Source organism: Alicyclobacillus acidiphilus NBRC 100859 (assembly GCF_001544355.1).
GTDB classification, from domain to species: domain Bacteria; phylum Bacillota; class Bacilli; order Alicyclobacillales; family Alicyclobacillaceae; genus Alicyclobacillus; species Alicyclobacillus acidiphilus.
Map to the genome: position 1 here is coordinate 22,935 of NZ_BCQI01000007.1, position 23,774 is coordinate 46,708.

The following is a 23,774-nucleotide window of genomic DNA, read 5'->3' on the forward strand; positions in this document are numbered from 1 at the left end:
GATTGGATGCGATTATTGATGCGATTTGTCGATCCAGATGGCCTGCAATGGATCCATCAACGTCGGGTTGATGTAGAAGCCATGTACCCAAGGTTGCACCGCGTACACGAATTCGCCGTAATACAGCGGGACCCATGGAGCGTCTTTCATGATTTGCACAGTCGCCTTGTCGTACAACTGAATGCGTTGCGCTTGGTTGGTGTCGGTTTCGGCTTCGTTCAACCACGAGTCGACTTGTTTGTTGTCGTACATGCTCGCATTGTTGCCCGACGCAATTTCGTTCGAGTTGAACAACGTGTTCAAGAAGTCGGAAGCGTCCGGGAAGTCCTGAATCCATGCCAATTGAAACGCCTGAGCCTTGCCTTTCTCCGTTAACGTGAGGAAGGAGTTCCAATCCATTGAGTCGATCTTGACGTGGAAACCGACCGCGTTCATATCGGATTGGATTTGGTCGTCGATCTTTTCCGCATCAGCTGTGTTCTCCGAATACAGGGTGACGTTGAGATCCTTGACGCCGGATTGCTTCAGTAATGCTTTCGCCTTGGCCGGATTGTACTTGTAATCCACACTCGCCGGCAAATTCTTCATGTAGCCGTCGATGCCCGGTGGCAACGGCTGATCCGCAACCATAAATCTATTGTTCAGTAGTTGAACGATCCGTTGCTTGTTGATGGCGTACTCGACGGCCTGGCGCACCTTCACGTTGTTGAAAGGCGCCAATTTGTTATTCAGGCCGAGATAATACGTCGCGTTGGACGGTGCTTTGATAATGTCTTTCTTCAACGTCGGACTGTTCAGGAACGTCGGATAGACAGATGACGGAATGCCTGCGAACAAGTCAGCAATAAGGGCCGTTTGGCCGTCTTCGAAATGAAGCGCGTCGACCTGATCGTTCTTATTCACGTTGATGGTGATTTGGTCCAAATACGGCAGACGGTTTCCGTACTTGTCCTTCATGAAGTAGTCCGGATTTTTCTTCAGTACCACTTGGGTTCCCGTGTACTTGCTCAGTTCAAACGGGCCTGTCCCCATCGCGGTCTGCGAATCGAACGCCTTGTTGCCGACTTTGTCGATAAACGCTTGATCCACTGCGGAGAAGAACGGCATCGCAAGCACTTGCAGGAAAAACGGCTCCGGCTTGGTCAACTTGATTTGCAAGGTGTACTTGCCAATCGCCTTGATGCCCGACACCGTCTTGGCTTTGCCCTTGTTGTAGGCCGTCGAGCCGACAACAATCGGATCCAGGAAACCTTCACCAGGCGAACCGACCGACGGGCTCAAGACGCGTTGGAATTCGTCGACGAACGACTGCGCGGTTACCGGATCCCCGTTCCAGAACTTCACACCAGGGCGAATCTGGAACGTGTACGTCTTGCCATCCTTCGATACCTTCCAGGATGACGCCAAGTCGCCTGTCAACTGAGACGTGGTACCCTTGTACGTGACCAATGGATTGTACATTTGGTCCACAATTTCTCCCGAGATGGTGTCGTACGCAAGCGCTGGATCTAGGTCTTTGAAGTCCCCATCTGTGTCCAGCGTAATACTGCCACCGGGCGTCGGCTTGCCAGAACTGACGGCATCGGCGTTACCGGCGACCGTCGCCTTCGGCGTCGACGCATGTGTCGTGATTCCGACAGCGAGGAGGCCAAGCGCAGCGATGGATGCGCCAACCGCCGTTCCTGTCTTCCATAGTTTACGTGCCATGCACATATCCCCCTAAACTTTATAACGTAAGATACTCTCCCATGAAATTGGCCATAACGTCTTGATAGGACACCATGCGCCGGATTTCGCAACTATTTCGTCAAGTATCATCACGATGTCAGTTATTATAGCTACACCATTATCAAAATTCAATATAGAAGGGAACTTTCTAACAACTTCTAAACAAATCTCAGTCGCGATTCTCCCAGAGCGCCCGGTTAATCGTAACGGATACGCGGATCGACGAAGACATAGACGATATCCGTCAACAGATTGAACAGGACGACGAGCACGGCGGTCAACAGAACGGTTCCCATGATGACCGGGATGTCGGATTGTTGAATGGCCTGGTAAGCCAGCATGCCAAGCCCGTTCCAGTTGAACGTCGCTTCAATCAGAATGACCCCGGACAAGAGCGTTCCGATGTCAATGGAACCGTACGTGATCACGGGAATGAGCGCGTTGCGCAAAGCGTGGCGCCAAATGATCCGATTCTCGCCCGCCCCTTTCGCTCGAGCCGTTCGGATGTAGTCCTGGTTCATGACTTCGAGCATCGACGATTTCAAAAGTCGCATGTAAACAGCCGCACCGGTTACACCGTAGGTCAGCGACGGAAGGATGAGACTCGTGAAACCGCTGTTTCCGCCGAGCGGGAACCAGGGGTGAATGAAGCCGAAGTAGTACATGAGAATCAAACCGAGCCAGAACACCGGCAGCGACATCGCGATCAGCGCGAGTGCGCTCACGACATAATCGCTCGGCTTGCGAGCGCGGCGCGCTGTAAATATTCCCAAGGGAATACCGATGAGCAATTCAGCGATCCAGCATCCAAGCGCCAACTCCACCGTCGCGCCCAAGCGGCTCATGATGAGCTGCGTCACTGGTTCATTGTAAATGAAGGAGGTGCCCAAATTGCCGTGAAAAAGCCTTCCCATGTAATCGATGTACTGAATCGGAACCGGTTTGTCCAGACCGAGATTGTGACGAATCTCTTTAATGGTCGCGAGCGACGCGTGTTGTCCGGCGATGATGCGCGCGGGATCGGACGGAATCGCGTAGATCAGGATGAACGTCAGCACCGAGATGCCAAACAGGACGATGACGGTCGCGCCAAGGCGTCGAATAATGAACGATAACACGTGTGGTTCCTCCCCTCTCTCGCTTAGCGCGTGACGTTGCGCGGATCCAGGATGTCACGCAGACCGTCGGCCAACAAGTTGAATCCAAGCACAGCGATGACCAGCGCGATACCTGGCGCCCAGAGCATCCACGGCGCAAATTGATACGTCTGCAACCCTTCGGCAATCATGTTGCCCCAAGATGGAACAGGCTGCTGAACGCCGATGCCCAAGTAGCTCAATCCGGATTCGAGAATGATGTTGCTGCCGACGTTCAACGCCGCCAGAACCATGACAGGTCCAAAGATGTTGGGCAGCAGCGCCACGAACATGATCCGCCAGGACGAGGCGCCAATCGCTCTCGCCGCCTGCACATACTCAAATTCCTTGACGGCAAGCACTTGGCCGCGGACGACGCGGGCCATGGTTCCCCAACCGAGCACGCCGATGGCGAACAGCACGTTTTTCTCACTGGGACTGAGGATAGCCACCAAAGCCATACAGAAAATCAGGAACGGAAACGCCAGCACCGTGTCGGTCAGGCGCATGATGACCATATCGATAAATCCTCCGAAGTAGCCGGAGATGAGCCCGAGCACGGTGCCGATGAGCAAACTGATCGCCGTGGAGAACACGCCGACGGTCAACGATACGCGGCTGCCGTAGATCACGCGCGAGTACACGTCGCGGCCGACTTCGTCGGCGCCCCAGATGAACTGGGCGTTGGGCGGATGCGGCTGGCCGTCTTGAGTCAAGCCGTCCATGAACTGCTTCTGATATGGGTAATGCGCAATCTCCGGCGCGAAGACGGCGCACACGATGAGCGCCAGAACAATCAGAGCACCGAGGTACAACATCGGAAACTGCCGAATCGATTTGAAAACTTTGAACACGAACGAGCGCTCTTGCGCAGTGACTGTCTGGTTGGTTGCTGGAGTCGAGATCGACACGTTCTATCCCCCTTCACGATGTTCGCACGATCACGCCAAATGGCATGCGACGAAATGTCCTTGTTTGGCTTCACGCCACTCCGGTACTTGTTCCCGACAGATCTGGGCAGCGACAGGACAGCGTGTGTGGAACGGGCAACCTTTTGGGGGATTGGCCGGACTGGGCAAGTCGCCTTTCAAGATGATCCGTTCGCGCCGCACATCCGGATCCGGAATCGGCACCGCGGACAACAGGGCCTTCGTATACGGATGAAGCGGATCCGAGAAGATGGAATCGGTGTCCGCGAGCTCGGCCATGCGTCCCAAGTAGAGCACGAGAACGCGATCGCTAATGTGTCTCACGACACTCAAGTCGTGCGCGATGAACAGATACGTCAAGGCAAACTCGTCTTGCAAATCCTTCAACAAGTTCAACACTTGCGACTGAACCGATACGTCCAGCGCGGCGACAGGTTCGTCGAGAATGAGGAGTTTGGGATTGAGCGTGAGCGCGCGGGCGATGCCGATGCGCTGGCGCTGTCCGCCTGAGAATTCGTGCGGAAACCGCTCTGCGTAATCTGGATCCAGCCCGACTCGTTCAAGCAACGACTTGACGCGAGACATGCGGGTCGCCTTGTCGTGCAGTTTGTGCACGATCATCGGCTCCATCAACGTCTTCGCGACGGTGAAGCGAGGATTCAACGACGCGTACGGATCCTGGAAGACAATTTGCATCTGGCGGCGCATCAACTGCATGTCCGCCTTCGACAGATTTAAAATATTTTTGCCTTGAAACTCCACGGTGCCGCTCGTTGGCTCAATCAACCGCAGAATGCTGCGTCCCATCGTCGATTTGCCGCAGCCCGACTCGCCGACGACCCCCAACGTTTCTCCCTTTCCAACGCGAAATCCGACACCGTCGACCGCACGCACGTGACCAGTCACACGCTGCAGAACACCACGGCGGATTGGGAAATGTTTGCGTAGTTCCCGAACCTCAATCAATGTATCCGACATTGTTCCACCTCGTCTCCCTTATGCGTGTAACCAGCATTGCGATTTGTGTTCTTCTTCGATCTCGAAAAATTCCGGTGCGGATACGCGGCACTTGTCCAAAGCGTGCGGACAACGAGGCGCGAATCGGCAGCCTTGCGGCATATTGCGAAGCGATGGCACATTGCCTTCAATCGGCTGCAGTCTCTTGCGTTCTCCCGTGATTTTCGGAATGGAGTTGAGCAGACCTTTCGTGTACGGGTGCTGTGGATTGTGAAAAATCTGTCTCACGGTGCCTTGTTCGACGATCTTCCCCGCGTACATGACCGCGACGCGATCGCACATTTCCGCGACAACGCCGAGATCGTGCGTGATGAGCAAAATCGACGTGCGATGTTCGCTGGCGAGGTTTCGCATCAGATCGAGAATTTGCGCCTGAATCGTCACGTCGAGCGCTGTCGTCGGTTCGTCGGCAATGAGCAAGCCTGGATTGCAGGCCATCGCGATGGCGATCATGACACGTTGCCGCATACCGCCCGACAATTGATGGGGATACTCCTGCGCAATCTGCTCAGGGCGCGGGATACCGACGCGAGCCAGCATCTCGATGGCCGTGTCGGCGGCGCGCTTGCCCGTGAGCCCGCGGTGGAGCAGGAGCGACTCGACAATTTGGCGCCCAATCCGATGCACCGGATTCAGCGATGTCATCGGTTCCTGAAAAATCATGCCGATCTCGTTGCCCCGAATTTTCCGCATCTGCGACTCGGACAACTTGAGCAGATCCCTGTCCCCATACTTCACTTCCCCAGAGATTTTCGTACCTTTCGCGAGCAGGCGCATGATGGACAGAGACGTCACGCTCTTGCCGCAGCCCGATTCGCCAACGAGGCCGAGCGTTTCGCCTTGGCGGATTGAAAAGCTGACATCTTGGACCGCCTCGTGATATCTCTCACCGATCTTAAACTGAATTTGCAGATGGTTTACTTCTAGTACGTTCGACATAAATCCCCTTCTTCCAAGTCGTTCGGTAATGTCGGGCACAGGGAACCAACGTGATATTTGTTAACTTTAAAAAATCGATATATCTAATAAAATGGATGGATACTCTCCAAGTCAAGGGAAAACACAAAGTTTTTCTATCACTGAAGCCGAAACATTCCTTTTTATACCAATATGAAAACGCTGCATATCATTCGCCAGAAAGTGACATGTTAGAAATATGGACGCTTACCGAAGATCTATCGTTCTATGTTTGTTGGGGTTCTGCCTTGTCGCTTGCACGGACTCCGTGAAACGACATCCGATTGTTCTGGGGCAAACGACACCCGAGGAACACCGTACAGAAACAGTGCAGTCGAACGCCATTTCGGTGTTTGGCCGTCGTTACGACATTGGACACTATCGAAGAGAAAGCGAGACATTTACGGTTACCGCGTACAATCTAGATCGATATTCGACTGGAAAAGGGCCCGGAGATCCAGGCTTCGGCGTCACTGCTACGGGGACGCGCGCAAAGACGGGACGCACCATCGCGGTCGATCCGACGGTGATTCCTTATGGAAGCTTGGTGTACATCGAAGGGATTGGCTGGCGAATCGCAGAGGATACTGGCGGGGCGATTCGCGGACACCATATCGATTTGTTGGTGGGAGATCGCAGAGACGCCATCGAGTTTGGCGTCAAGCGTCACTGCAAGGTCACCATTCTTATACCCGACTCATCCAATGTCTAGATTGCCTGCGGGTAAATCGAGGAATGTTTGAATGCCTTCGACGAACGGCAGGAACATGGGTGTGTAGGTGTCGACCGCATTCCGCACTTCCTCTGGTGTGATTTGATGAAAATCGCGGAGGAGTCTTGTTCGAAACTCAAAAATAGGCTCGAACGCGCGAAACCACGCTTCGCTCAAAACGTCTTCCTCCACAAGGACTTTGACGATGTCCGCGTAGCCGCCTGGATCGCGCATCACCAAGGCGTCAATCACCAACGACGAGATATCGGTCATGTATTCCAGGCAGGTGTGCATCGCGCGCTCGGACGCCATACGCAAGCCGAGATCGCGTTCCCATGCATCCTGTCGGCGGCTCAACTCCGTCAGCCAGCTGACGCGATTGGACAGCGCGGTCAGCCAATCGCTGATTCGCGCCTTTTGTTCACTCGTCACGAACATTGGGTTTCACCTCATTGGCTTCGAAATAGTTCCGAAATTCCGGGCTCATTCGGCCTTCGATGAGCGGCCAGACTCGTTCGTAGACTTGGTCTATCATGACCGGGCTGACGTCCGCCATCTGCCGAACGACGTCAGGGGTCCAAAGGGGCTTCGGGCATCGCACGTCGACGATTTCCGAGGTCTCGGGCCGCGCGCAAACGTCGTAGACGTCTGCCACATACACCCATTTCGGAACAAGCTTGCCGTCAACCTGAATCCAATACTCCGCAATCCACTCCACGCCTTCGAGAACCAGTCCTGCCTCCTCCATCGCCTCACGCCGGACCGCGTCTTCCGGAAGCTCACCTGGTTCAACCTTGCCTCCCGGCACTTCCCAGCCGCGAACGGGGTGCTTGACCCAGACCATTCGCTGCAGCAAAATTGCGAAAAGCAGCACGGAGTGCGGTCTTTGCGCGCGCCTGTCCAAATCAAAATGAAGATTGACCGCTGGCGCGATGGCGCCATCTCCAGAATGACTCACCGGACTACCACCACTTTCCGAAGGCAATCCCGACAATCAGGCCCAACAACGCGCCAATCAGGATTTCACTCGGCTCGTGGCCGAGAATCTCCTTCAGCCGCTCCCCCTCCGACTTGCCGACGGCGAGCGTCTCTTCGCGCTGCGCAAACTCCATCGCGATTCTGTTAAGCAACACCGCGTGTTCACCCGCATGGCGGCGGATTCCGCCCGCGTCGTACAGAACAATCGCGGCAAACACCACGGCAGTGGCAAAGACAGGGGACTGCGGGCCCACAACAAACCAAAGCGCGCTGGCCAAGGCCACCACGCCCGCAGCGTGGGAACTTGGCATGCCGCCCGCGTCGATCACTTTATGTAAATCCCACGAACGCGATAAGACAAAATGGATGGGCACTTTGGCGAGTTGTGTGAGCACAATTGCGCAAATCGCGGCCATCAACGACGCGTTCGCCCAAAGCCCCTGCACAAAGTGCGGAACGTCCGACATGAATCAAGGCCTCCTTACAGGAAGGGCGCCGTCACCAGGCGCCCAACAGGTCAAGTCCACTTTACCACTCTTGGATTTCCTTGACCACTCCTCCGTCGAGACCCTTAACCAACTCGGTGACAAGGCGGATTGCGTTGAAATAGTCGTCTTCGTGAACGATTGCGTTGTGACTATGGATGTAGCGCGTCGCAAAACCGATGTTGACACTCGGGACCCCAATGCCATGCAAGTGGAACGCGCCAGCGTCCGTGCCGCCGCCGTTCAGACTCTCTGTCTGCACAGGGATCTGGTGCGATGCCGCCGTGTCAAGGACAAAATCGCGGAAGCGGTTGTTTGGAATCATCGAGCCGTCGTAAATCATCAGCAGAGGACCCTTGCCAGCGTCGCCAAGGTGCGCGCGTTCGTCGTCCTTGATGCCAGGGGTGTCGCCTGCAATCCCGACGTCGATGGAAATCGCGACATCCGGATTGACGAGGTTCACCAAGGTCTTTGCGCCGCGCAGACCAACTTCTTCCTGCGTCGTCGCACCAGCAAAGACGACATTGGGATGCGACTGGCCTTGCAGTTCTTTCAACACCCCGAGCGCCGTGGCACACCCCAAACGGTTGTCAAGCGCTTTGGACATATACATCTTCGGGTTGCCCATTTGCGTGAACGGACCGTACGGGATGATGGGATCTCCTGGACGAACGCCCATCTCCTCCGCTTCTTCCCGACTGAACGCGCCAATATCGACGAAGACGTCGTTCATCTCGACCACCTTGTTTCGCTCCGAGGCCGGGAGAATATGCGGTGGTTTCGACCCTGTCACGCCGAGCAGCTCGCCCTTGCGCGTCTGTACAATCACACGCTGGGACAGGACAACCTGTGACCACCAGCCGCCAATCGTCTGGAACTTCAGAAACCCTTGTTCGGTGATGTGCGTGACCATAAAGCCAATCTCGTCCAAGTGGCCTGCAATCAACACTTTGGGGCCCGATGCGTCGCCGGTCTTGCGCCCGACGATGCCGCCGGAGCGATCCCGCAAAATTTCTTCAGAAACACCCTTCAAATGGGATTCGAGCAGTTTGCGAACGCCAGATTCGTACCCAGAAATGCCGTACGCATCGCACAGTTCGCGTAACACTTCGATGTGTGCAGCCATATGTAAGTAACCTGCCTTTCCGTTTGCATCGTGGAGTCGATGCAGGCTTGTCTGAACGGTCCTATCTTACCATATCCGAACGGCGTTCGAATGCCTGCCGACCCTGAACATCGATAGCAGCGGATGGGAAAACCGAATACGCTGAAGAGGCACGTGAACACGCGGAAGGAGAATGAGAGAGATGGTCACTGTTCAACCTATATGGATTGATCGCTATCCATTTACCGCCACCCATGTGGCGTTGCCGAAGACCAACCTGCTGATGGTCAGCAACGATCTCGGTTACGTGATGTGCGGCGCGCTCGACGTCGAACTGCTTCGCACACAATTGGCCGATCGCGGCATTGTCGCCGCCCGCGCAACGGGCGTGAAAACAATGGAGCAACTGATTTCAGGCACCGTGGAGAGCTGCACACAAGCGGCGGAGGAACTCGGCATTCGAATCGGCATGCCCATTCGCGACGCGCTGATCCGCATCGGCGAAGCTGCGCAAGCGCACAATTGACGTCGGGTCATCATCGGACGCGGCGCCAAACGGAAGCCAAGAGCGGAGTTTGAATCGATTGAGCCGCGGTTTCTGCGGTTGCGCAGGGCAGCCGCGGCTTCATCGTTTCAAACTCTTCAAGCTCCTCGCACCGCCTACTGTCCATCCCCGCTTTGCGGGGCCGTCCGGACAAGTTCAATCTGGTCGAAACGCGCGGCATATCGTAGACTACATGTTGGACAGGCTCTCGTGGAAAGGGAGACCTGTATAGATCGGAGGATTGCACTTGTCCAACATCGACACATTTGTGACGCACCATGGAGAACTGGCGATTCTCCTGCTCATGGCCATTGAAAGCTGCTGCATTCCGATTCCGTCCGAGGTCGTCATGCCGCTCGCCGGCTTTTTGGCCTATCAGCATACGTTGAATCTGTGGACGACGATTCTCGTCGGCACGCTCGCCAACCTGATTGGCTCGCTCATCGCGTACACAATTGGCCTGTATGGAGGCCGTCCGCTGATTGCGCGATTCGGCAAGTACGTGTTGCTGAATGAACGCCATCTGGACAAGGCCGAACGCTGGTTCTCGAAGTACGGCGAAGTGACTGTGTTGTTCGGCCGCATGGTGCCCGCTGTCCGGACGTTTGTGTCCCTGCCCGCCGGCATCGCCAGAATGCGCGTGTGGCGGTTTGTCGTATTCTCCGTCATCGGATCGCTCGTTTGGAACATCGCGATGGTGTACGCGGGCTATGAACTGAACGCCAATTGGAAACGTTTTTCCGATCACGTCAAGCCATTCACTTATGTCGGCTTGGTCATCATCGTGATCGCCTTGGCGGCGTTCTGGATCAACCGCAGCCGCAAACGTCAAGACTTCGAGTAAAGAATCGACCGAACGCGGTGGCTGAGCGGGTCCGGGCCGTCTCCAATCAACTCCTTGGGAAGGAAGAGACGGTGCTCCTGGCTCGGCACCAGCGTTCGAATGAGTTTGGATATCTGGCTCAAGTCCGTCTCTTCCCCATCCGCTCCAATCAATGTGATGCCGTGGCCCAAAATGTCATATCCCGGAATGTTGCAAACTCGCTCCGACACGTAGTAGTCGGGGTGAAAGCCGACGGCCTTCGCCGTCGTGCGCAGGGCCGCCCACTCGCCTGGTGACGGCTTGTCCCGGACAATGGGCGCGAACAGCCGACGATCCAGAAAACGCGACGACAAGTCTTTCAGAATGGCATCCCGCGATTCACTCCACAGATGAAACGCGTACAGCAATACCGATTCGTCGAGCCGAAGATAGGCCTCGACGGATGGATCGTTCCCCGAAATCACTTCCTCCAAGGCAGGCGGAATGTCGACGCGTTCACCTGCGCGCAACAAGTCGCGAACGCGCGTCAAGATCTTCTCCACCAGGACGTCCGAGCCGACCGTGACAGGATGCAGATAGACTTGAACGTACATGAAATAGCGAGCGAGCAAATACTGCTCCACCGTGTGCAGACTGGATCGCTTCACGAATACCCGCCCATCTCGCACAGTGAACGAACGAATCAGGCGAGTCAGTTCGAACTGGCCGTAGGAAACGCCAGTCGACAAGGCGTCGCGCAACATATAGTCCATGCGATCGACGTCGAGCTGACTGGAGATGAGCGCCTCAATACCGGGAAAGCGCCCGTCCTTCCGCAGGATCGACACCAAATCCGCGGCAAAGGCCTCATCCACCTCGTCGAGTGTCGAACGCAATGCGCCGTCTTCCATGATGATTCGATACGTCCACGACTCGTGATGAACATCGAGAACCGCTTCGAACGTATGCGAAAACGGACCATGCCCTACGTCGTGAAGCAAGGCGGCACACAACGCCAAACGGACCTCCCGCTGGTTGTTCGGCCAATCGCATTCTCGCTGAAGGTGGCTCACCACCTTGCGCATCGTTTCATACGCGCCAAGCGAATGCGCAAACCGCGTATGTTCAGCGCCATGGAACGTCATATACGACGTCCCCAGTTGCCGTATCCGTCGAAGGCGCTGGAAAGCCGAGGTATTCACCAAGGTCCACAGCAACGGATCCTCAAACAAGATTTCATCGTGTACTGGATCTTTTAAGACTTTCTCAAACACCTCCGTCACCTCACAAAAGCAGTGTAACAAAAAAGCTGCACCGGCGTATCGTCCGAAGACGATCCGGTACAGCTTTGCCCAAGCGACGGCTTATTCGCAAGACCCAGGCTGACCTGCGCGAGTCGCCGTGCGAAAACTTGAACCGCACCCACACATCGAGGTTGCGTTGGGATTGTGGATTTGAAAGCCTTGCCCTGTCAAATCGTCGATATAATCCACTTCGGATCCATCGACGAGTTCGAGACTTTCGGGGTCAACCACGAGATGGACACCGTTCATCTCGAACACGTGATCATCCGGCTTCTGCACATCGAGCGCCATACCGTAGCTGAAACCCGTGCAACCGCCCGGCTTTGTATACAATCGAAGCGCATTTTCTCCAGACGTCATCTCGCTCAACAGTGCACGAACGCGCTCGGCTGCGCTTTCCGTCAAAGTCACCATATCGTGTCGCCTCCTTCATAGCCTAACGTGTTCGAAACGCACTGGACGTTTCGAACCACCTCTTTCTATTATACGCGCATGTCCGGCGAAAGGAATCACCAAGACCCATCCAACTGTGCCAACGAAGTCACTGGAGTTCACGAACCTTCGACAAAACCGCGTCCGCGTGCCCGTCAACCTTCACCTTTGGAAAGATGGCGGCGATTTTTCCGTCGCGATCGATCACGAACGTCGTCCGCTCAATGCCGATGCTCTTCTTCCCATACATGTTCTTTTCTTTCAGCACGCCGTACCTTTCGCACACTTCCCCGGTCTCGTCGGCAAGCAGCGGGAAATTCAGACCAAACTTGTCCCGGAATTTCTCATGCGATTTCACCGAATCGCGAGAAACACCGTAGATGGCGGCGCCAGCTTGGGCAAACTCCGCCGAGAGGTCGCGAAACGCGCAAGCTTCGGTCGTACATCCAGGAGTGTCGTCCTTCGGATAAAAGTACAGAACCACAGCTTGTCCTTTCAGGCTGTCCAACGTCACGGTACGGCCTTGATCATCCAGCGCCGAAAAATTCGGCGCAGTGTCTCCCACCTGAAGTTCAGCCATACTCATTACCTCCTTCAGTCAGTCGTGCTTGACCACCTTGATCAACCGGATTTCCGGATCATCCGGCCCTTGCACAGGAAGACCCGCACGCAGATTTTCCTCGATGTAATCCACGTTGTCCTCTGTGATAACTTCACCCGGCAGCAAAATGGGAATTCCCGGCGGATAGACCATGACCATTTCCGCCATGGTCCGACCCACAGCCTCCTGCAACGGGACGACCTCCGTCTTCGCGTAAAACGCGCTGCGGGGCGACATCCGAAGCTCCGGCATCGACGGCAGGACGACTTCCACGTGATGGCGACGCTCCCCCCGATCACGATACCGCTGCGAAATTTCCCGCAACGCCGTCACCAGGTGGTCGATATCCTCCACCGTGTCTCCCCACGAAATAATGCAGAGGATGTTGTAGAGATCGCTCAACTCTACCTCTATATTGTAGTCCTCGCGGAGCATCCGTTCCACGTCGTAGCCCGTCAGGCCCAATTCTTTGACCGATATGGTCAGTTTCGTCGGATCGAGCGCGAATGCGGCGCTTGTCCCAAGGCACTGGGTGCTCAAACACGTCAACCCCTCGATTTCCTCGATGTCCGCGCGGGCCTTCGCCGCCAAGTCGATGGCGTACGAAATCCGATCCCGGCCGTACATCGCCAACTCTTTCCGCGCCACATCGAGCGACGCAAGCAGGAGGTACGACGTGGACGTCGTCATGAGCATGCTCAGCACCACTTGGACGTGGCGGGGATCCACCATGCCTTCCCGCACGTTCAAGATGCTCGATCCCGTCATGGATCCCCCGAGCTTGTGCACGCTTGTAGCCGCCATGTCGGCTCCAGCCTCCATCGCGGAAAGCGGCAACTCCGGGTGAAAACCGGTGTGAACGCCGTGCGCCTCGTCCACCAATACCGGGACCCCGTAGCTGTGCGCCACCTCGACAATACTCGCGAGATCAGCCGATATGCCGAAGTAGGTCGGGTTGATCACGACGAGCGCCCGTGCGTCCGGATGCTGCGCAAGCGCCGCTGTGACGCTTTCGACGGACAATCCGTGCGAGATGCCAAAGAAGTGATCCAGCTCTGGATGCAAAAACACAGGATGCGCATCCGCCAAGATGATGGCTGTCAAGACCGACTTGTGGACGTTACGCGGAACCAGAATCTTGTCGCCGGGCCCCACCGTCGCAAGCACCATGGTCATGATGGCCGTGGATGTCCCTTGTACGGAAAAGTACGTATAGTCAGCTCCGAACGCCTCGGCGGCCAACTCTTGCGCGTGTTTGATAGCGCCAGTTGGATGGTGCAAATCGTCGAGTGGAGCGATATTGATGAGATCGAGCGAAAGCGCGTTGTCGCCCACAAAGGAGCGGAACCGCGAATCCATTCCCCGCCCTCGTTTGTGGCTTGGGATATGGAATTGAATGGGCCTTCGCGACGCATGATGGAGCAACGTGTCAAACAACGGCGTGTCATTCTGATTCAACCTTGTAAAATCCCCCTCGTCCTTCCCAGTCGAAAACTGACCTCGTCAACTGTCAGCGGCATCCGCAAAAGCCGCTTTGAACGTCTCGGGCGCATTCTCCCACAAATCTGCCCGAAATGTCTTCAGGAACGTTCCAAATTTGGCGACGATCTCCGGCGAGTACCGACTGACGTCGACCTGGCCGCGGACGGCTTTGTCCATGTGATTCACTTGTTCCGACAGCTTCTTGTACCCCAACTTTGCTTCCGCGTCAATCCACAATTCAAACGGCATCGCGCCGTTGTAGCCCATGCCCTTGTCCGTGCGCTTCAACGTGACCCACAAACCCGCGATATATCTGGGGTTGGGCACAGCATCCTTGTCTTCGACGAATTTGATGCCCGTCTCGACCCTGCTCTTCGCGTGAATCGCTCCATTGTCGACGAAGACTTGCTCGCCGTCCAACAGCACGGCGGATATCCCCTTCATTTGATCGTCCGATTGATGCTTCGACGCCCCCGTCAAACCTAGCTTCTGCATGTAGATCACTCCTTCTCCGTCAATCGTCAATGTTCACATTCTAACGCGCCCCCCGCTCGATGTCACACTTTTTGAATGAGTGCATGGCTCCGATATGGATGGGCAAAGTAAGGGCAAATTACCACACGAATGAGGGAGAGCCATGAAACGTTCGCGACTTCGATCCGCCGTGCTGACGTTGAGCTTTGTCGTTACGCTGCTCGGTGTACTCTCAGTACCCAAAGTGCAAGCTGCACAAACCATTTGGAACACCAGTGAACCCAGTGTGATCCGAGTTGCCATTCGCGAAAACAATCCGAGTGGCGAACCCGACCCTCGAGGCCGCATTGTTTACGTTCAGTCCGTGCCATTCATCCAGTATTGCGAGGACGTCCTGCCGAACGAATGGATGCCAAGCTGGCGCCCTGAAGCCTTGAAAGCCGGCGCCATGGCGGTCAAGATGTTCGCTTGGTATCACCATCTGCATCCGGTGACCGTCGACGGTTTCACGTTCGATGTCGACAACACAACCAATTTTCAAACGTTCCAATACATGTCCGATCAGCCGACGACGGATGCCGCCTTCAACGCCATCCGAAACATTGCGTTTGCCATGCCCAATGGAGAGATCATCGAGTTGAACTATCGGGCCGGGATCGAGAACGATCCCAACTGGCAATACCGAAACGCGCAGAAAATGGCGCAGTGGGGTACGCAATACTGGGCCGAACGAGGCCAGACTTACACGCAAATCTTGCAATTTTACTACCAAGGACGTTCGCTTCTGCGGATTCAATAGTCATCATCGACAACCTGTCGCCATCGGGCGAGACGTCTGCCACGATGGCCGAGGACATCATGACACAGAGGAGATTTGGGAAGCATGAATCGTTTTCCGTCGCTTAGAAGTGTTCTGTACTGCTGTGCCGCTGCCACCGCGATCGCGCTGGCCATTCCGGTAAACCCTGCGTCGAGCATACACCAACGCGCTGTCGACAGACCATCGTACGGCGCGGTACCCGCCATGTCGAGCGCTGTGCAGCCGGTCGTCAACGGGGGACTTGCGAACAACAGCACGCCTGCAACACCAGGGCAGCCCGGTGCCGCTCAGCAGCCTGGCACCCCGCAGCAGCCGGGGACGGCAAATGGAACACAAAATGCAACAGCCAACGAACCTATCGGACCAGAGTCGTGGGGATACACCAATCGCAAGACGTCAAAGCTGCGGATCCGCGTGATCGATGGGCGTACACATGCGCCGCTCCCAGGAGCCGAAGTCGTCCTGATTGAAACCGAGCAGCGGTTTACGACCGACAGCAACGGCTACACGCCGTGGTTCGACGCGCCGATTTTCCGCAATCCGAAATACCGCCCCATGGTGGCGGAACTGCACGGGCAACTTGGCGTCATCGCGTACAAGAACGGCTATCGCGACTCCATTCACCTCGGGATTCGCATGCACGAAAACATTCGACAGCAGGCGACCGTCTGGATGTACAAAATCGGCCCCGGTGACAGGCGGATTGAACCCGTCCTATACCAGGAACCGTACCATCATCTGTGGTTGATTCAACTCGCCGACAAGTTCCGTCAGCGTTCGCAAATTGGCGAGGGCCCTGAACGCCCGTAACGGTCGCGAACATGGCTGCAAGCAGGAGACAGTCCCGCTTCGCTGGGGAGTGAGCCATTCACTCCCCAAATCCTTGGGGATGCGTGCGATGCCAGTTCCACGCGCTTGCGACAATCGTCTCCAAATCGGCGAACCGCGGGGCCCACCCAAGCGTGGACTTCGCGAGGCTCGACGAGGCGACGAGGCGTGCCGGATCCCCTGCGCGACGGGCGGAAATCACCGCTTTAATCGCGTGTCCTGTCACCTTCCGCGAAACCTCAACCACCTGTCGGACGGAAAAGCCTGTCCCATTCCCCAGGTTGAACGACTCCGCACCGCCTTCACCGCGGCGCAACCGCTCGATAGCTAGGCGATGCGCACTCGCGAGGTCCATGACGTGAATATAGTCGCGCACACAAGTCCCATCTTCCGTATCGTAATCGTCACCGAAGATGGCAACGTGTTCGCGCTGCCCCAAAGCCACCTGCAGCACCACTGGGATAAGATGCGTCTCCGGCCGATGATCCTCGCCTATCGGCAGCGTCGGATGTGCGCCAGCGGCATTGAAATACCGCAGGCGGATCGACTTCAGCCCATAGGCTTTGAAGGACCAATCGAGCATTCTCTCAATCGTCAATTTCGTGTCGCCGTAAGGATTTGTCGGCGAAGTCGCGTCGGTTTCCGCAATCGGCACCCGCGCCGGCTCTCCATAGACCGCGGCCGTCGAGGAAAACACGATGTTCGTTACGCCAGACTCGACCATTGCCGCGAGCAGCCGCCCCGTTGCCGCAACATTGTTTTCGTAGTACTTCAGAGGGGCTTGAACGCTCTCTCCGACCAGCGAATTGGCCGCAAAATGGACCACTGCGTCAACCGCATGCCGACTGAAAATGTCACGCAGACGCTCCGTGTCGCGAATGTCCATGTGGTAAAAGGGAACGCCGAGCACAGAGATGGCGCCCGAATGCCCTGTCGACAGGTTGTCGACCACCACGACCTCTTCGCCGTGCGCGACAAGTTCAGCCACGGTATGACTCCCAATGTAACCTGCTCCACCCGTCACTAAGACAGACATTGAAGGACCTCCTCCGTCATTTCTTGAACCCCGTCCCCGACACCCGTTACATAAAACGAAGGCTCGTAGCCGATGCTCGCGACGTATCGCGCCTTGACCACCGCCATGAATTCCTCCAGGGAATCGGTCGAAACGAGGCTGACCGTACACCCGCCGAAGCCGGCGCCGGTCATTCGCGACCCGATGCATCCCTCGACCGACCACGCGGCCTCGACCAAAGCATCCAGCTCCGGGCCGGTCACCTCGTAATCGTCGCGCAACGACTGGTGCGACGCGTTCATCATCTCGCCAAAACGCTGTGTGTCACCCGCCCGCAGCACCTCCACCGCGCGCTTGGCCCGTTGATTTTCAAGCACCACGTGACGCGCGCGCTTTTTGAGCGTCGTATCGGTCAAGTAAGGTTCGATTTCCGGCCACTCGTCGCCGATATCCGCGAGGGTCCTGAGTGCCGGACGAATCTTTTGCAGTTCGCGCAGCGCTTGTTCGCATTCGCTCCGGCGCGCATTGTACTTGGAGTCCGCCAGCGTGCGGCGCTTGTTCGTATTGGCGATGACCAACGTCACCCGGTCAAGCGAGACTGGCACCAATTGATAGTGAAGCGTGTGGCAGTTAAGGGAAATCGCATGGTTTTGTTTGCCCATGGCGACCGCAAATTGATCCATAATCCCGCAATTGACACCGACGAATTGATTCTCTGCCGCCTGTGACACGAGCGCCATGTCTTCAAACGACAGATTTGCGCGCACCAGCGCGTTCACGAGCGCCGCCGTGACCACCTCAATCGACGCCGAACTCGACAGTCCAGCGCCATTCGGCAAATTCCCGTGAAACAACACGTCAAACCCCGGTACCGCGAATCCCCGTTTCTGAAACTCGCAAATGACGCCCTTTGGGTAGTTCGCATAATCATCCGCCTGACGATAGACCATCTGCTCCACCGGCGTCTCCACGATCTTCGCGAAGGACGTCGACGCAAACCGGATGACACCGTCCCCGCGAGTGCGAACAAACGCCCACGTCCCCAGGTCGAGCGCCGCCGGAAGCACGTAGCCGCCGTTGTAATCCGTATGTTCCCCAATCAAATTCACGCGACCCGGCGCGTAAAACACGCGGACATCTTCGATGGCACCGGGCGACCACAGGAGAAATCGGGATTTGGCCCGCGCCAATTGTCGAATGGCCGCCGTCTCGTTAATCAATGCCAAGTTCCTCCTTCTTCCGCACGATGGCTTCGCGCAAATCGCGCGCCGTATCCTCCACCGCAAGCGGGTTGCATGGCGCCCACGCCCCGGTCTCGGACGATGCGAGATATTTCAGCCTATCCTTCGAACGCAGCGGTGGATAGAACTCGATATGGAAGTGGTAGTAGGTATCCATGCCATGATCGGACGTCGTTGTCGTATCCTGACTTGACGCCTCGACCGGCGCGGCAAAACCTGGCCCGCCCAACCCGCCTGGGAGATTGACCGGGCTTTGGTGCAACACCATCATGTATGGAAACTCCCTGTCAAACAGCGCGTCCATCCCTGCCGTCACGATTTTGAGGATTTTCGCCAAGTCGTCGCGCTCCGCATCGGTGAAATCGAGAATGTTCGACTTGTGCGCCTTGCTGGCGATGAACGCCCCATACGGATAATCTGTAAAAAACGGAATATAGCTGACGAACGCGTCCGTCTCGATGAGCATTCGCTCGCCAAACGACGCCTCCTCGCGGTTGATGTCGCAGATGAGGCAGTGTCCGGTTTGCGCATGGTGATCTCGACAGGATTCAAGTTCCACGCGCAACTTCTGCGGTACATAGGGGTACGCGTAAATTTGCCCATGCGGGTGCGCCATCGTCACGCCGACTTCCGGTCCGCGATTTTCAAAAATCAGGATGTATTTGTGGCGAGCGTCCTCGGAAAGCGCTTGAAACCGATCCGTCCACAGATCCACCAGCTTGCGAATATGCGAAACCGAAAGCTGCGGCAGTGTGGCGTGGTGATCCGGCGAATACAAAATTACTTCACATTTCCCGTACGATGGGGCGGTTTGATACAAGCCCGTGGCGACCTTGTCGGGTTCGGGCGGCGTCGGCGACAACGCAGGAAAATCGTTGTCGTATTTGTACACGTCGTAGTGGTCAGGCACCTTGCCTGACCCTGGACAAAACGGGCAGTCTCCTTTCGGCATATTCGGACGTTTTTGCCGATTCGAAGCGACCATTGTCCAATCCCGCAACAACGGGTTAAAACGCAGTTCTGCCATGGTTGTCGGCTCCTTCCGATTGCGAACTTGAAACGGTCAAAACTCCCAGACCCAGTTGACGAAGTTGGGCAATTTCGCGAGCGTTGTCCCCTTCATCTGTCACGACGACATCCACTTCGTCCAATGCCGCCAGGTGCGCGAGCGCGCGGATGCCCCACTTCGTGTGATCGAACACCAAAACCACTGTTTCAGTGCGCTCCATCAACACCCGGTCAATCGCCGCCTCCTGCAGATTGGGCGTGCTCACACCCGCGGCGAGATCGATGCCGTGAACGCCGAGAAACAGGAGATCCGTGTGCAACCTTCTCGCACTCTCCTCCGCCAGCGGACCGACAAGCGCGTCCGATGGGGTGCGAAAGTGACCGCCAGTCAAGTGGATGTCATCCCATCCGTTCGATTTCAGCGCGATCGCGACGTTCGTCGAATTCGTAACAAATGTGAGCCGTTCGATGCCGCGAACGCCGTACCGCAAGCGGTTGGCAAGCGTCCAAGTGGTCGTCCCCGCAGACAGACCGATGGTCATACCGGGCTCGATGAGTGTCAATGCCGCGGCCGCAATGCGTTCCTTCTCCGCCTGCTGGAGGACGCGTTTATGCATAAAGGTTGGCTCATTCGCGCTCTTGGTCAACTGCCCGCCACCCACGACCTTTTCGACCAACCCCTGTTGCTGCAAAACCTTGAGGTCGCGCCGAATCGTGATTTCCGAAACATCCAACCGAGCGGCCAAATCGCGAATGGACACAAAACCTTCTGTAGACAGCATCCGAACAAGTGCGTCACGACGTTGCGCCGGATACATGCATCCACCTCCGACTATTGTCACTTTTAATCTTATGTTATCACTTTTGTTCACCTTTCGATGTATTATTTCATCTAATTAGCACAAATTATCATTTATGAATCAGAAATGGTCGACGTTTGGAGCGCGGCATGAAATTTTATGATATAGTATTGCCAGTTGAAGCGCTTCCGCGACATCAATCCACCGCTTCACGCACCGCATTATCGAACTGCGGCTGAAAGGAGATGCATCCCCGTTGAAAGGTCTATTTCACGCAGGCGCTATCGATTATGTCATCATTCTCGCCTACTTTGTGTTCGTCTTAATGGTTGGGTGGCTGCTGCGCAAATACACCCGGACAGGTGAAGACTTCTTCCTCTCCGGCCGCTCGCTTCCAGCTTGGATCACCGGTATCGCGTTTATGTCAGCCAATCTAGGTTCGCAGGAAGTGCTGGGCATGAGTGCTGGCGGCGCGGAATACGGCATGATTGAGACGCACTTCTACTGGATTGGCGCCATTCCCGCGATGATTTTTATGGGTCTTTACATGATGCCGTTTTACTGGGCGTCGCGCGCGAGATCGGTACCTGAATACCTGAAACTGCGCTTCAACGAAGCAACACGCGGCGTGAACGCTTTTTCGTTTGCCGTGATGACCGTGTTGGTTTCCGGTATCGGCCTCTACTCCATGGGCATCGTGTTGCAGGCGCTGTTAGGCTGGTCGTTGGTCGTCAGTATCATCGTGTCCGCGGTCGTCGTCCTCGCCTATGTCTTCCTAGGCGGGTTGACGTCGTCCATTTTCACCGAGGTCACGCAGTTCTTTCTCATCTGCTTAGGCATTCTGCCCCTGACCATCATCGGTTTGGTGAAATTCGGCGGCTGGCACGGACTGGTGTCCCATATCCCGCACAACTACGGCCACGTTTGGGCCGATCTCGGCACATCGCACAACGCGCTGGGAACGAACTGGTTCGCAGTCGTCTTTGGCCTGGGCTTCGTGATGGGCTTCGCCTACTGGACCACGGATTTTCTCGTCGTCCAACGCACCTTTGCCGCGCGCAGCATGCGGGCCGCGCAGGTCACACCGATTTACGCGTCGTTCATCAAAGTGTTTGTCCCCCTCGTCGATATCGTCGTCGGGTTGGTTGCGCTCGCCGTCTTCCCGCACATCGGACACGATGGAACGAGCTACAACATGGCCCTGCCGATGCTGATGGCGAAATACTATTCAACCGGCATGATTGGACTTGGCATCACGGCGCTGCTCGCCAGCTTCATGACCGGTATGGCAGGCAATATCACCGCCTTCACGACCGTATGGACGTACGACATCTATCAGGCGTACATCAACAAGAAGGCGTCGGATCGCCACTATGTCTGGATGGGGCGCCTGGCGATGACGGTCGGCATGATCCTGTCGATTTTCACGGCGTTTATCGCTGGGAGCTTCCCGAGTATTATGGACTACATGCAGACGCTGTTTTCCTTCTTCAGCGTTCCGATTTTCGCGACGTTCCTGCTCGGTATGTTTTGGAAGCGCACCACCGCGTGGGGCGGATTCAGTTCGCTGGTGTCCGGCATCGTCTTCGCCTGCATTTTCTACTGGGCACTGCCCATTCATTTTGCCACGCCAAACGCGAAGACGTTCTGGCAATCGTTCTGGGTTTGGGTGGTCGCAACCGCTATCGGCATTCTCGTCAGCCTGTTCACCAAGCCGAAGACGGACGAAGAACTCAAAGGCATCGTCTACGGCGTCCAAAAGTATCCTTCGTACAAACACCTGCGCTGGTATAAGCGCCCTGGGTATTTGGCGTGTATCTCGCTGGCGCTGTTCGTCGCCTTGGACATCATCTTCTGGTAAGGGGGAGTCAACATGAACGATTCACAAAAGCCAGCCATGCTCGATTTGCGCCGGCTTCTCGGCATCCTCTTCACATTTTACGGGTTGCTCCTTGGCATCTATGGACTGGTTACGGCACACCAACCGCGGTCGATATCGTTCAATTTGAACCTCTGGTGGGGGGTTTTGATGCTGATCGTGGGGATACTGTTCCTCGTTTTCTCCATCAAGCCGCCGCGCACGTGGGATCCGGATGACGACGAACACGTCTGAGACAGCCAATACGATGTCAGTTCCGTCGCGACAGCCCCAAGGCAACCCGCCTCGGCTGTCGCGACATGTTGTTAGAAGGCACGCTTATGCAAAGCGCCCGTGCACAAACTCCGCGATTCGCACAGCCGCTTCGCGCAACCGCTCCTCCGAATTGAGCAGCCCCACGCGCACATAGCCTTCACCGTGCTCGCCAAACCCGCGGCCAGGCGCGACCGCCACGTGCGCACCGACCAATAATTCTTCGGCAAACGCCGCCGAATCCACGCCCTCTGGAATCGGCATCCAACAGAAAAACGAGCCCGCCGGCGCTGGCACCAACAGCCCATGCCGCTGTGCTTCGGCGACGAACGCGTCGCGACGGCGCTGATAGGTGTCGACAAGCTCTTTCACCGACGTCTGATCGGACGTCAAAGCGACGATTGCCGCCTCCTGAACCGCCGGAAAAATCGAGACATAGTAATGATCTTGGATGAGATTCAAATGGTCGATCACATCCTTGTTGCCTACCGCAAACGCCACGCGCCAACCGGCCATGTTGTATGTCTTGCTCATGGTGTAAATCTCGACACCGACCGTTTTCGCTTCAGGTCTTTGCAAGAACGAAGGCGGCTGAACGCCGTCGTAGCCAATGGCCCCGTAGGCAAAATCGTGCACGACGACGACATCGTGAGCCTTCGCTCGCTCTATCACCGCGTCGAAAAACTCGGGCGCGGCGCCGGCCCCGGTTGGATTGTTCGGATAATTTAAATACCAGACCTTCGCCCGCGCCCACTCCGCTGGCGACAACACGTCCAAATCCGGCAAGTAGCCGTTCTCCGCCGTGATGGGCATCGGCCTTGCCACTCCCCCCGCCAGTCCGATGCCGCTCAAGTAATCTGGATAACCGGGATCAGGCACCAGCGCGAGATCCCCTTGGTCCAAGTACAATTCGGCGATCTCGACGAGACCGGTCTTCCCGCCGACAAGGATGGCGACTTCCGTTTCCGGATTCAACTCGACGCCGTAGGTGCGCGCGTAGAAATCCGCAACCGCCTGCTTGAGTCGCGGCAAACCGCGAAAGGGGCTGTAACGGTGTGTCGCAGGGTCCAAGACGGCCGCGCGCAAAGCCTCGACGATGTGCGGCGGTGTGGGCAAATCCGGATTGCCCTGGCCCAAGTTGATCACATCGTAGCCCTGCGCCTGAACCTTGGCGACGCGACGGGTCAGCGCAGAGAAAAACTGAGACGGTAAGCGCGATATTCTATCTGCTACAGGAAATTCCAT

Annotated in this window: 26 protein-coding genes; 7 read left to right on the top strand and 19 right to left on the bottom strand. The window is 56.3% G+C overall.

Annotated features, from left to right (window positions below; all coding sequences use genetic code 11):
• Positions 1-12 precede the first annotated feature (12 nt).
• The 5 genes from AAC01S_RS04185 to AAC01S_RS04205 all read right to left on the bottom strand — a co-directional run bounded on the left by AAC01S_RS04185 (position 13) and on the right by AAC01S_RS04205 (position 5,749).
• A complete protein-coding gene (locus AAC01S_RS04185) occupies positions 13-1,707 on the bottom strand; it encodes an ABC transporter substrate-binding protein (RefSeq protein WP_067619267.1) in 1,695 nt (564 codons plus the stop codon).
• A gap of 218 nt (positions 1,708-1,925) precedes the next feature.
• Positions 1,926-2,846: an ABC transporter permease gene (locus AAC01S_RS04190; protein WP_067619269.1), complete on the bottom strand. Its 921-nt coding sequence runs from the start codon at positions 2,844-2,846 to the stop codon at positions 1,926-1,928.
• Between the two features lie 23 nt (positions 2,847-2,869).
• Positions 2,870-3,775, bottom strand: coding sequence for an ABC transporter permease (locus AAC01S_RS04195; RefSeq protein ID WP_067619272.1), 906 nt, complete (start codon positions 3,773-3,775; stop codon positions 2,870-2,872).
• Between the two features lie 30 nt (positions 3,776-3,805).
• A complete protein-coding gene (locus AAC01S_RS04200) occupies positions 3,806-4,771 on the bottom strand; it encodes an ABC transporter ATP-binding protein (protein ID WP_067619274.1) in 966 nt (321 codons plus the stop codon).
• Positions 4,772-4,789: 18 nt separating this feature from the next.
• Positions 4,790-5,749 carry an ABC transporter ATP-binding protein gene (locus tag AAC01S_RS04205; RefSeq protein ID WP_067619276.1) on the bottom strand — a complete coding sequence of 320 codons (960 nt, stop codon included), beginning with the start codon at positions 5,747-5,749 and terminating at the stop codon, positions 4,790-4,792.
• Positions 5,750-6,035: 286 nt separating this feature from the next.
• On the opposite strand from AAC01S_RS04205, the gene AAC01S_RS04210 reads away from it, so the two are divergent.
• Entirely contained in the window at positions 6,036-6,479 is a 444-nt protein-coding gene (locus AAC01S_RS04210) for a 3D domain-containing protein (protein WP_245630071.1), read from the top strand.
• On the opposite strand, the gene AAC01S_RS04215 is transcribed toward AAC01S_RS04210, so the two are convergent.
• From AAC01S_RS04215 to AAC01S_RS04230, 4 genes are all read right to left on the bottom strand, one after another.
• Positions 6,465-6,917: a DUF86 domain-containing protein gene (locus AAC01S_RS04215; protein ID WP_067619279.1), complete on the bottom strand. Its 453-nt coding sequence runs from the start codon at positions 6,915-6,917 to the stop codon at positions 6,465-6,467. The genes AAC01S_RS04210 and AAC01S_RS04215 overlap by 15 nt on opposite strands.
• Positions 6,901-7,437, bottom strand: coding sequence for an NUDIX domain-containing protein (locus AAC01S_RS04220; protein ID WP_083511503.1), 537 nt, complete (start codon positions 7,435-7,437; stop codon positions 6,901-6,903). The genes AAC01S_RS04215 and AAC01S_RS04220 overlap by 17 nt, the downstream gene beginning before the upstream one ends.
• A gap of 4 nt (positions 7,438-7,441) precedes the next feature.
• On the bottom strand, positions 7,442-7,924 hold the full coding sequence (locus AAC01S_RS04225) for a divergent PAP2 family protein (RefSeq protein WP_067619281.1): 483 nt from the start codon (positions 7,922-7,924) through the stop codon (positions 7,442-7,444).
• 61 nt (positions 7,925-7,985) lie between these two features.
• On the bottom strand, positions 7,986-9,068 hold the full coding sequence (locus AAC01S_RS04230; protein ID WP_067619286.1) for a M42 family metallopeptidase: 1,083 nt from the start codon (positions 9,066-9,068) through the stop codon (positions 7,986-7,988).
• Between the two features lie 181 nt (positions 9,069-9,249).
• Between AAC01S_RS04230 and AAC01S_RS04235 the strand changes: the two genes are divergently transcribed.
• Both AAC01S_RS04235 and AAC01S_RS04240 read left to right on the top strand, forming a co-directional pair.
• Positions 9,250-9,573: a YunC family protein gene (locus AAC01S_RS04235; RefSeq protein ID WP_067619288.1), complete on the top strand. Its 324-nt coding sequence runs from the start codon at positions 9,250-9,252 to the stop codon at positions 9,571-9,573.
• Between the two features lie 265 nt (positions 9,574-9,838).
• Entirely contained in the window at positions 9,839-10,435 is a 597-nt protein-coding gene (locus AAC01S_RS04240) for a DedA family protein (protein ID WP_067619291.1), read from the top strand.
• Here AAC01S_RS04240 and AAC01S_RS04245 read toward each other — a convergent pair.
• From AAC01S_RS04245 to AAC01S_RS04265, 5 genes are all read right to left on the bottom strand, one after another.
• Positions 10,420-11,667, bottom strand: a complete 1,248-nt coding sequence (locus AAC01S_RS04245) for an HD domain-containing protein (protein ID WP_067619294.1) — start codon at positions 11,665-11,667, stop codon at positions 10,420-10,422. The two genes, AAC01S_RS04240 and AAC01S_RS04245, sit on opposite strands and share 16 nt — an antisense overlap.
• A gap of 90 nt (positions 11,668-11,757) precedes the next feature.
• The gene (locus AAC01S_RS04250) at positions 11,758-12,111 is read right to left on the bottom strand and encodes a HesB/IscA family protein (protein WP_067619296.1); all 354 of its coding nucleotides are present in this window, start codon (positions 12,109-12,111) and stop codon (positions 11,758-11,760) included.
• Between the two features lie 127 nt (positions 12,112-12,238).
• On the bottom strand, positions 12,239-12,709 hold the full coding sequence (bcp, locus tag AAC01S_RS04255) for a thioredoxin-dependent thiol peroxidase (RefSeq protein WP_067619298.1): 471 nt from the start codon (positions 12,707-12,709) through the stop codon (positions 12,239-12,241).
• 18 nt (positions 12,710-12,727) lie between these two features.
• On the bottom strand, positions 12,728-14,188 hold the full coding sequence (locus AAC01S_RS04260; RefSeq protein ID WP_067619301.1) for an aminotransferase class I/II-fold pyridoxal phosphate-dependent enzyme: 1,461 nt from the start codon (positions 14,186-14,188) through the stop codon (positions 12,728-12,730).
• A gap of 45 nt (positions 14,189-14,233) precedes the next feature.
• Positions 14,234-14,707: a YwhD family protein gene (locus AAC01S_RS04265; RefSeq protein ID WP_067619304.1), complete on the bottom strand. Its 474-nt coding sequence runs from the start codon at positions 14,705-14,707 to the stop codon at positions 14,234-14,236.
• 142 nt (positions 14,708-14,849) lie between these two features.
• On the opposite strand from AAC01S_RS04265, the gene AAC01S_RS04270 reads away from it, so the two are divergent.
• Both AAC01S_RS04270 and AAC01S_RS04275 read left to right on the top strand, forming a co-directional pair.
• A complete protein-coding gene (locus tag AAC01S_RS04270; protein WP_067619305.1) occupies positions 14,850-15,485 on the top strand; it encodes a SpoIID/LytB domain-containing protein in 636 nt (211 codons plus the stop codon).
• Between the two features lie 84 nt (positions 15,486-15,569).
• On the top strand, positions 15,570-16,316 hold the full coding sequence (locus tag AAC01S_RS04275; protein WP_067619308.1) for a peptidase associated/transthyretin-like domain-containing protein: 747 nt from the start codon (positions 15,570-15,572) through the stop codon (positions 16,314-16,316).
• A 58-nt stretch (positions 16,317-16,374) separates the two neighbouring features.
• On the opposite strand, the gene galE is transcribed toward AAC01S_RS04275, so the two are convergent.
• The 4 genes from galE to AAC01S_RS04295 are packed head-to-tail and all read right to left on the bottom strand — an operon-like array spanning position 16,375 to position 20,416.
• Positions 16,375-17,370: a UDP-glucose 4-epimerase GalE gene (gene galE / locus AAC01S_RS04280; RefSeq protein WP_067619311.1), complete on the bottom strand. Its 996-nt coding sequence runs from the start codon at positions 17,368-17,370 to the stop codon at positions 16,375-16,377.
• Positions 17,358-18,569: a galactokinase gene (locus tag AAC01S_RS04285; RefSeq protein ID WP_441394801.1), complete on the bottom strand. Its 1,212-nt coding sequence runs from the start codon at positions 18,567-18,569 to the stop codon at positions 17,358-17,360. The genes galE and AAC01S_RS04285 overlap by 13 nt, the downstream gene beginning before the upstream one ends.
• Positions 18,562-19,617 carry a galactose-1-phosphate uridylyltransferase gene (gene galT / locus AAC01S_RS04290; protein WP_067619313.1) on the bottom strand — a complete coding sequence of 352 codons (1,056 nt, stop codon included), beginning with the start codon at positions 19,615-19,617 and terminating at the stop codon, positions 18,562-18,564. The genes AAC01S_RS04285 and galT overlap by 8 nt, the downstream gene beginning before the upstream one ends.
• Positions 19,598-20,416: a DeoR/GlpR family DNA-binding transcription regulator gene (locus tag AAC01S_RS04295; protein WP_067619315.1), complete on the bottom strand. Its 819-nt coding sequence runs from the start codon at positions 20,414-20,416 to the stop codon at positions 19,598-19,600. The genes galT and AAC01S_RS04295 overlap by 20 nt, the downstream gene beginning before the upstream one ends.
• A 238-nt stretch (positions 20,417-20,654) precedes the next feature.
• On the opposite strand from AAC01S_RS04295, the gene AAC01S_RS04300 reads away from it, so the two are divergent.
• Together AAC01S_RS04300 and AAC01S_RS04305 are read left to right on the top strand one after the other, a co-directional pair.
• Complete coding sequence (locus AAC01S_RS04300) at positions 20,655-22,259, top strand: sodium:solute symporter family protein (RefSeq protein WP_067619317.1); 1,605 nt, start codon at positions 20,655-20,657, stop codon at positions 22,257-22,259.
• Between the two features lie 12 nt (positions 22,260-22,271).
• A complete protein-coding gene (locus tag AAC01S_RS04305; protein ID WP_245630072.1) occupies positions 22,272-22,511 on the top strand; it encodes a Pycsar system effector family protein in 240 nt (79 codons plus the stop codon).
• Between the two features lie 84 nt (positions 22,512-22,595).
• Here the strand turns inward: AAC01S_RS04305 and AAC01S_RS04310 are convergent, their stop codons facing one another.
• Positions 22,596-23,774 (bottom strand): pyridoxal phosphate-dependent aminotransferase, encoded by a 1,179-nt coding sequence (locus AAC01S_RS04310; protein WP_067619320.1) that lies wholly within the window; start codon positions 23,772-23,774, stop codon positions 22,596-22,598.

What these genes read in the sequence shown, in the direction of transcription:
- AAC01S_RS04185 (WP_067619267.1), bottom strand. Translation starts at nt 1,707, where the DNA reads ATGGCACGTAAACTATGGAAGACAGGAACGGCGGTTGGCGCATCCATC.
- AAC01S_RS04200 (WP_067619274.1), bottom strand. Translation starts at nt 4,771, where the DNA reads ATGTCGGATACATTGATTGAGGTTCGGGAACTACGCAAACATTTCCCA.
- AAC01S_RS04205 (WP_067619276.1), bottom strand. Translation starts at nt 5,749, where the DNA reads ATGTCGAACGTACTAGAAGTAAACCATCTGCAAATTCAGTTTAAGATC.
- AAC01S_RS04215 (WP_067619279.1), bottom strand. Translation starts at nt 6,917, where the DNA reads ATGTTCGTGACGAGTGAACAAAAGGCGCGAATCAGCGATTGGCTGACC.
- AAC01S_RS04225 (WP_067619281.1), bottom strand. Translation starts at nt 7,924, where the DNA reads ATGTCGGACGTTCCGCACTTTGTGCAGGGGCTTTGGGCGAACGCGTCG.
- AAC01S_RS04230 (WP_067619286.1), bottom strand. Translation starts at nt 9,068, where the DNA reads ATGGCTGCACACATCGAAGTGTTACGCGAACTGTGCGATGCGTACGGC.
- AAC01S_RS04235 (WP_067619288.1), top strand. Translation starts at nt 9,250, where the DNA reads ATGGTCACTGTTCAACCTATATGGATTGATCGCTATCCATTTACCGCC.
- AAC01S_RS04250 (WP_067619296.1), bottom strand. Translation starts at nt 12,111, where the DNA reads ATGGTGACTTTGACGGAAAGCGCAGCCGAGCGCGTTCGTGCACTGTTG.
- bcp (WP_067619298.1), bottom strand. Translation starts at nt 12,709, where the DNA reads ATGGCTGAACTTCAGGTGGGAGACACTGCGCCGAATTTTTCGGCGCTG.
- AAC01S_RS04265 (WP_067619304.1), bottom strand. Translation starts at nt 14,707, where the DNA reads ATGCAGAAGCTAGGTTTGACGGGGGCGTCGAAGCATCAATCGGACGAT.
- AAC01S_RS04270 (WP_067619305.1), top strand. Translation starts at nt 14,850, where the DNA reads ATGAAACGTTCGCGACTTCGATCCGCCGTGCTGACGTTGAGCTTTGTC.
- AAC01S_RS04275 (WP_067619308.1), top strand. Translation starts at nt 15,570, where the DNA reads ATGAATCGTTTTCCGTCGCTTAGAAGTGTTCTGTACTGCTGTGCCGCT.
- galE (WP_067619311.1), bottom strand. Translation starts at nt 17,370, where the DNA reads ATGTCTGTCTTAGTGACGGGTGGAGCAGGTTACATTGGGAGTCATACC.
- galT (WP_067619313.1), bottom strand. Translation starts at nt 19,617, where the DNA reads ATGGCAGAACTGCGTTTTAACCCGTTGTTGCGGGATTGGACAATGGTC.
- AAC01S_RS04295 (WP_067619315.1), bottom strand. Translation starts at nt 20,416, where the DNA reads ATGTATCCGGCGCAACGTCGTGACGCACTTGTTCGGATGCTGTCTACA.
- AAC01S_RS04305 (WP_245630072.1), top strand. Translation starts at nt 22,272, where the DNA reads ATGAACGATTCACAAAAGCCAGCCATGCTCGATTTGCGCCGGCTTCTC.
- AAC01S_RS04310 (WP_067619320.1), bottom strand. Translation starts at nt 23,774, where the DNA reads ATGGAATTTCCTGTAGCAGATAGAATATCGCGCTTACCGTCTCAGTTT.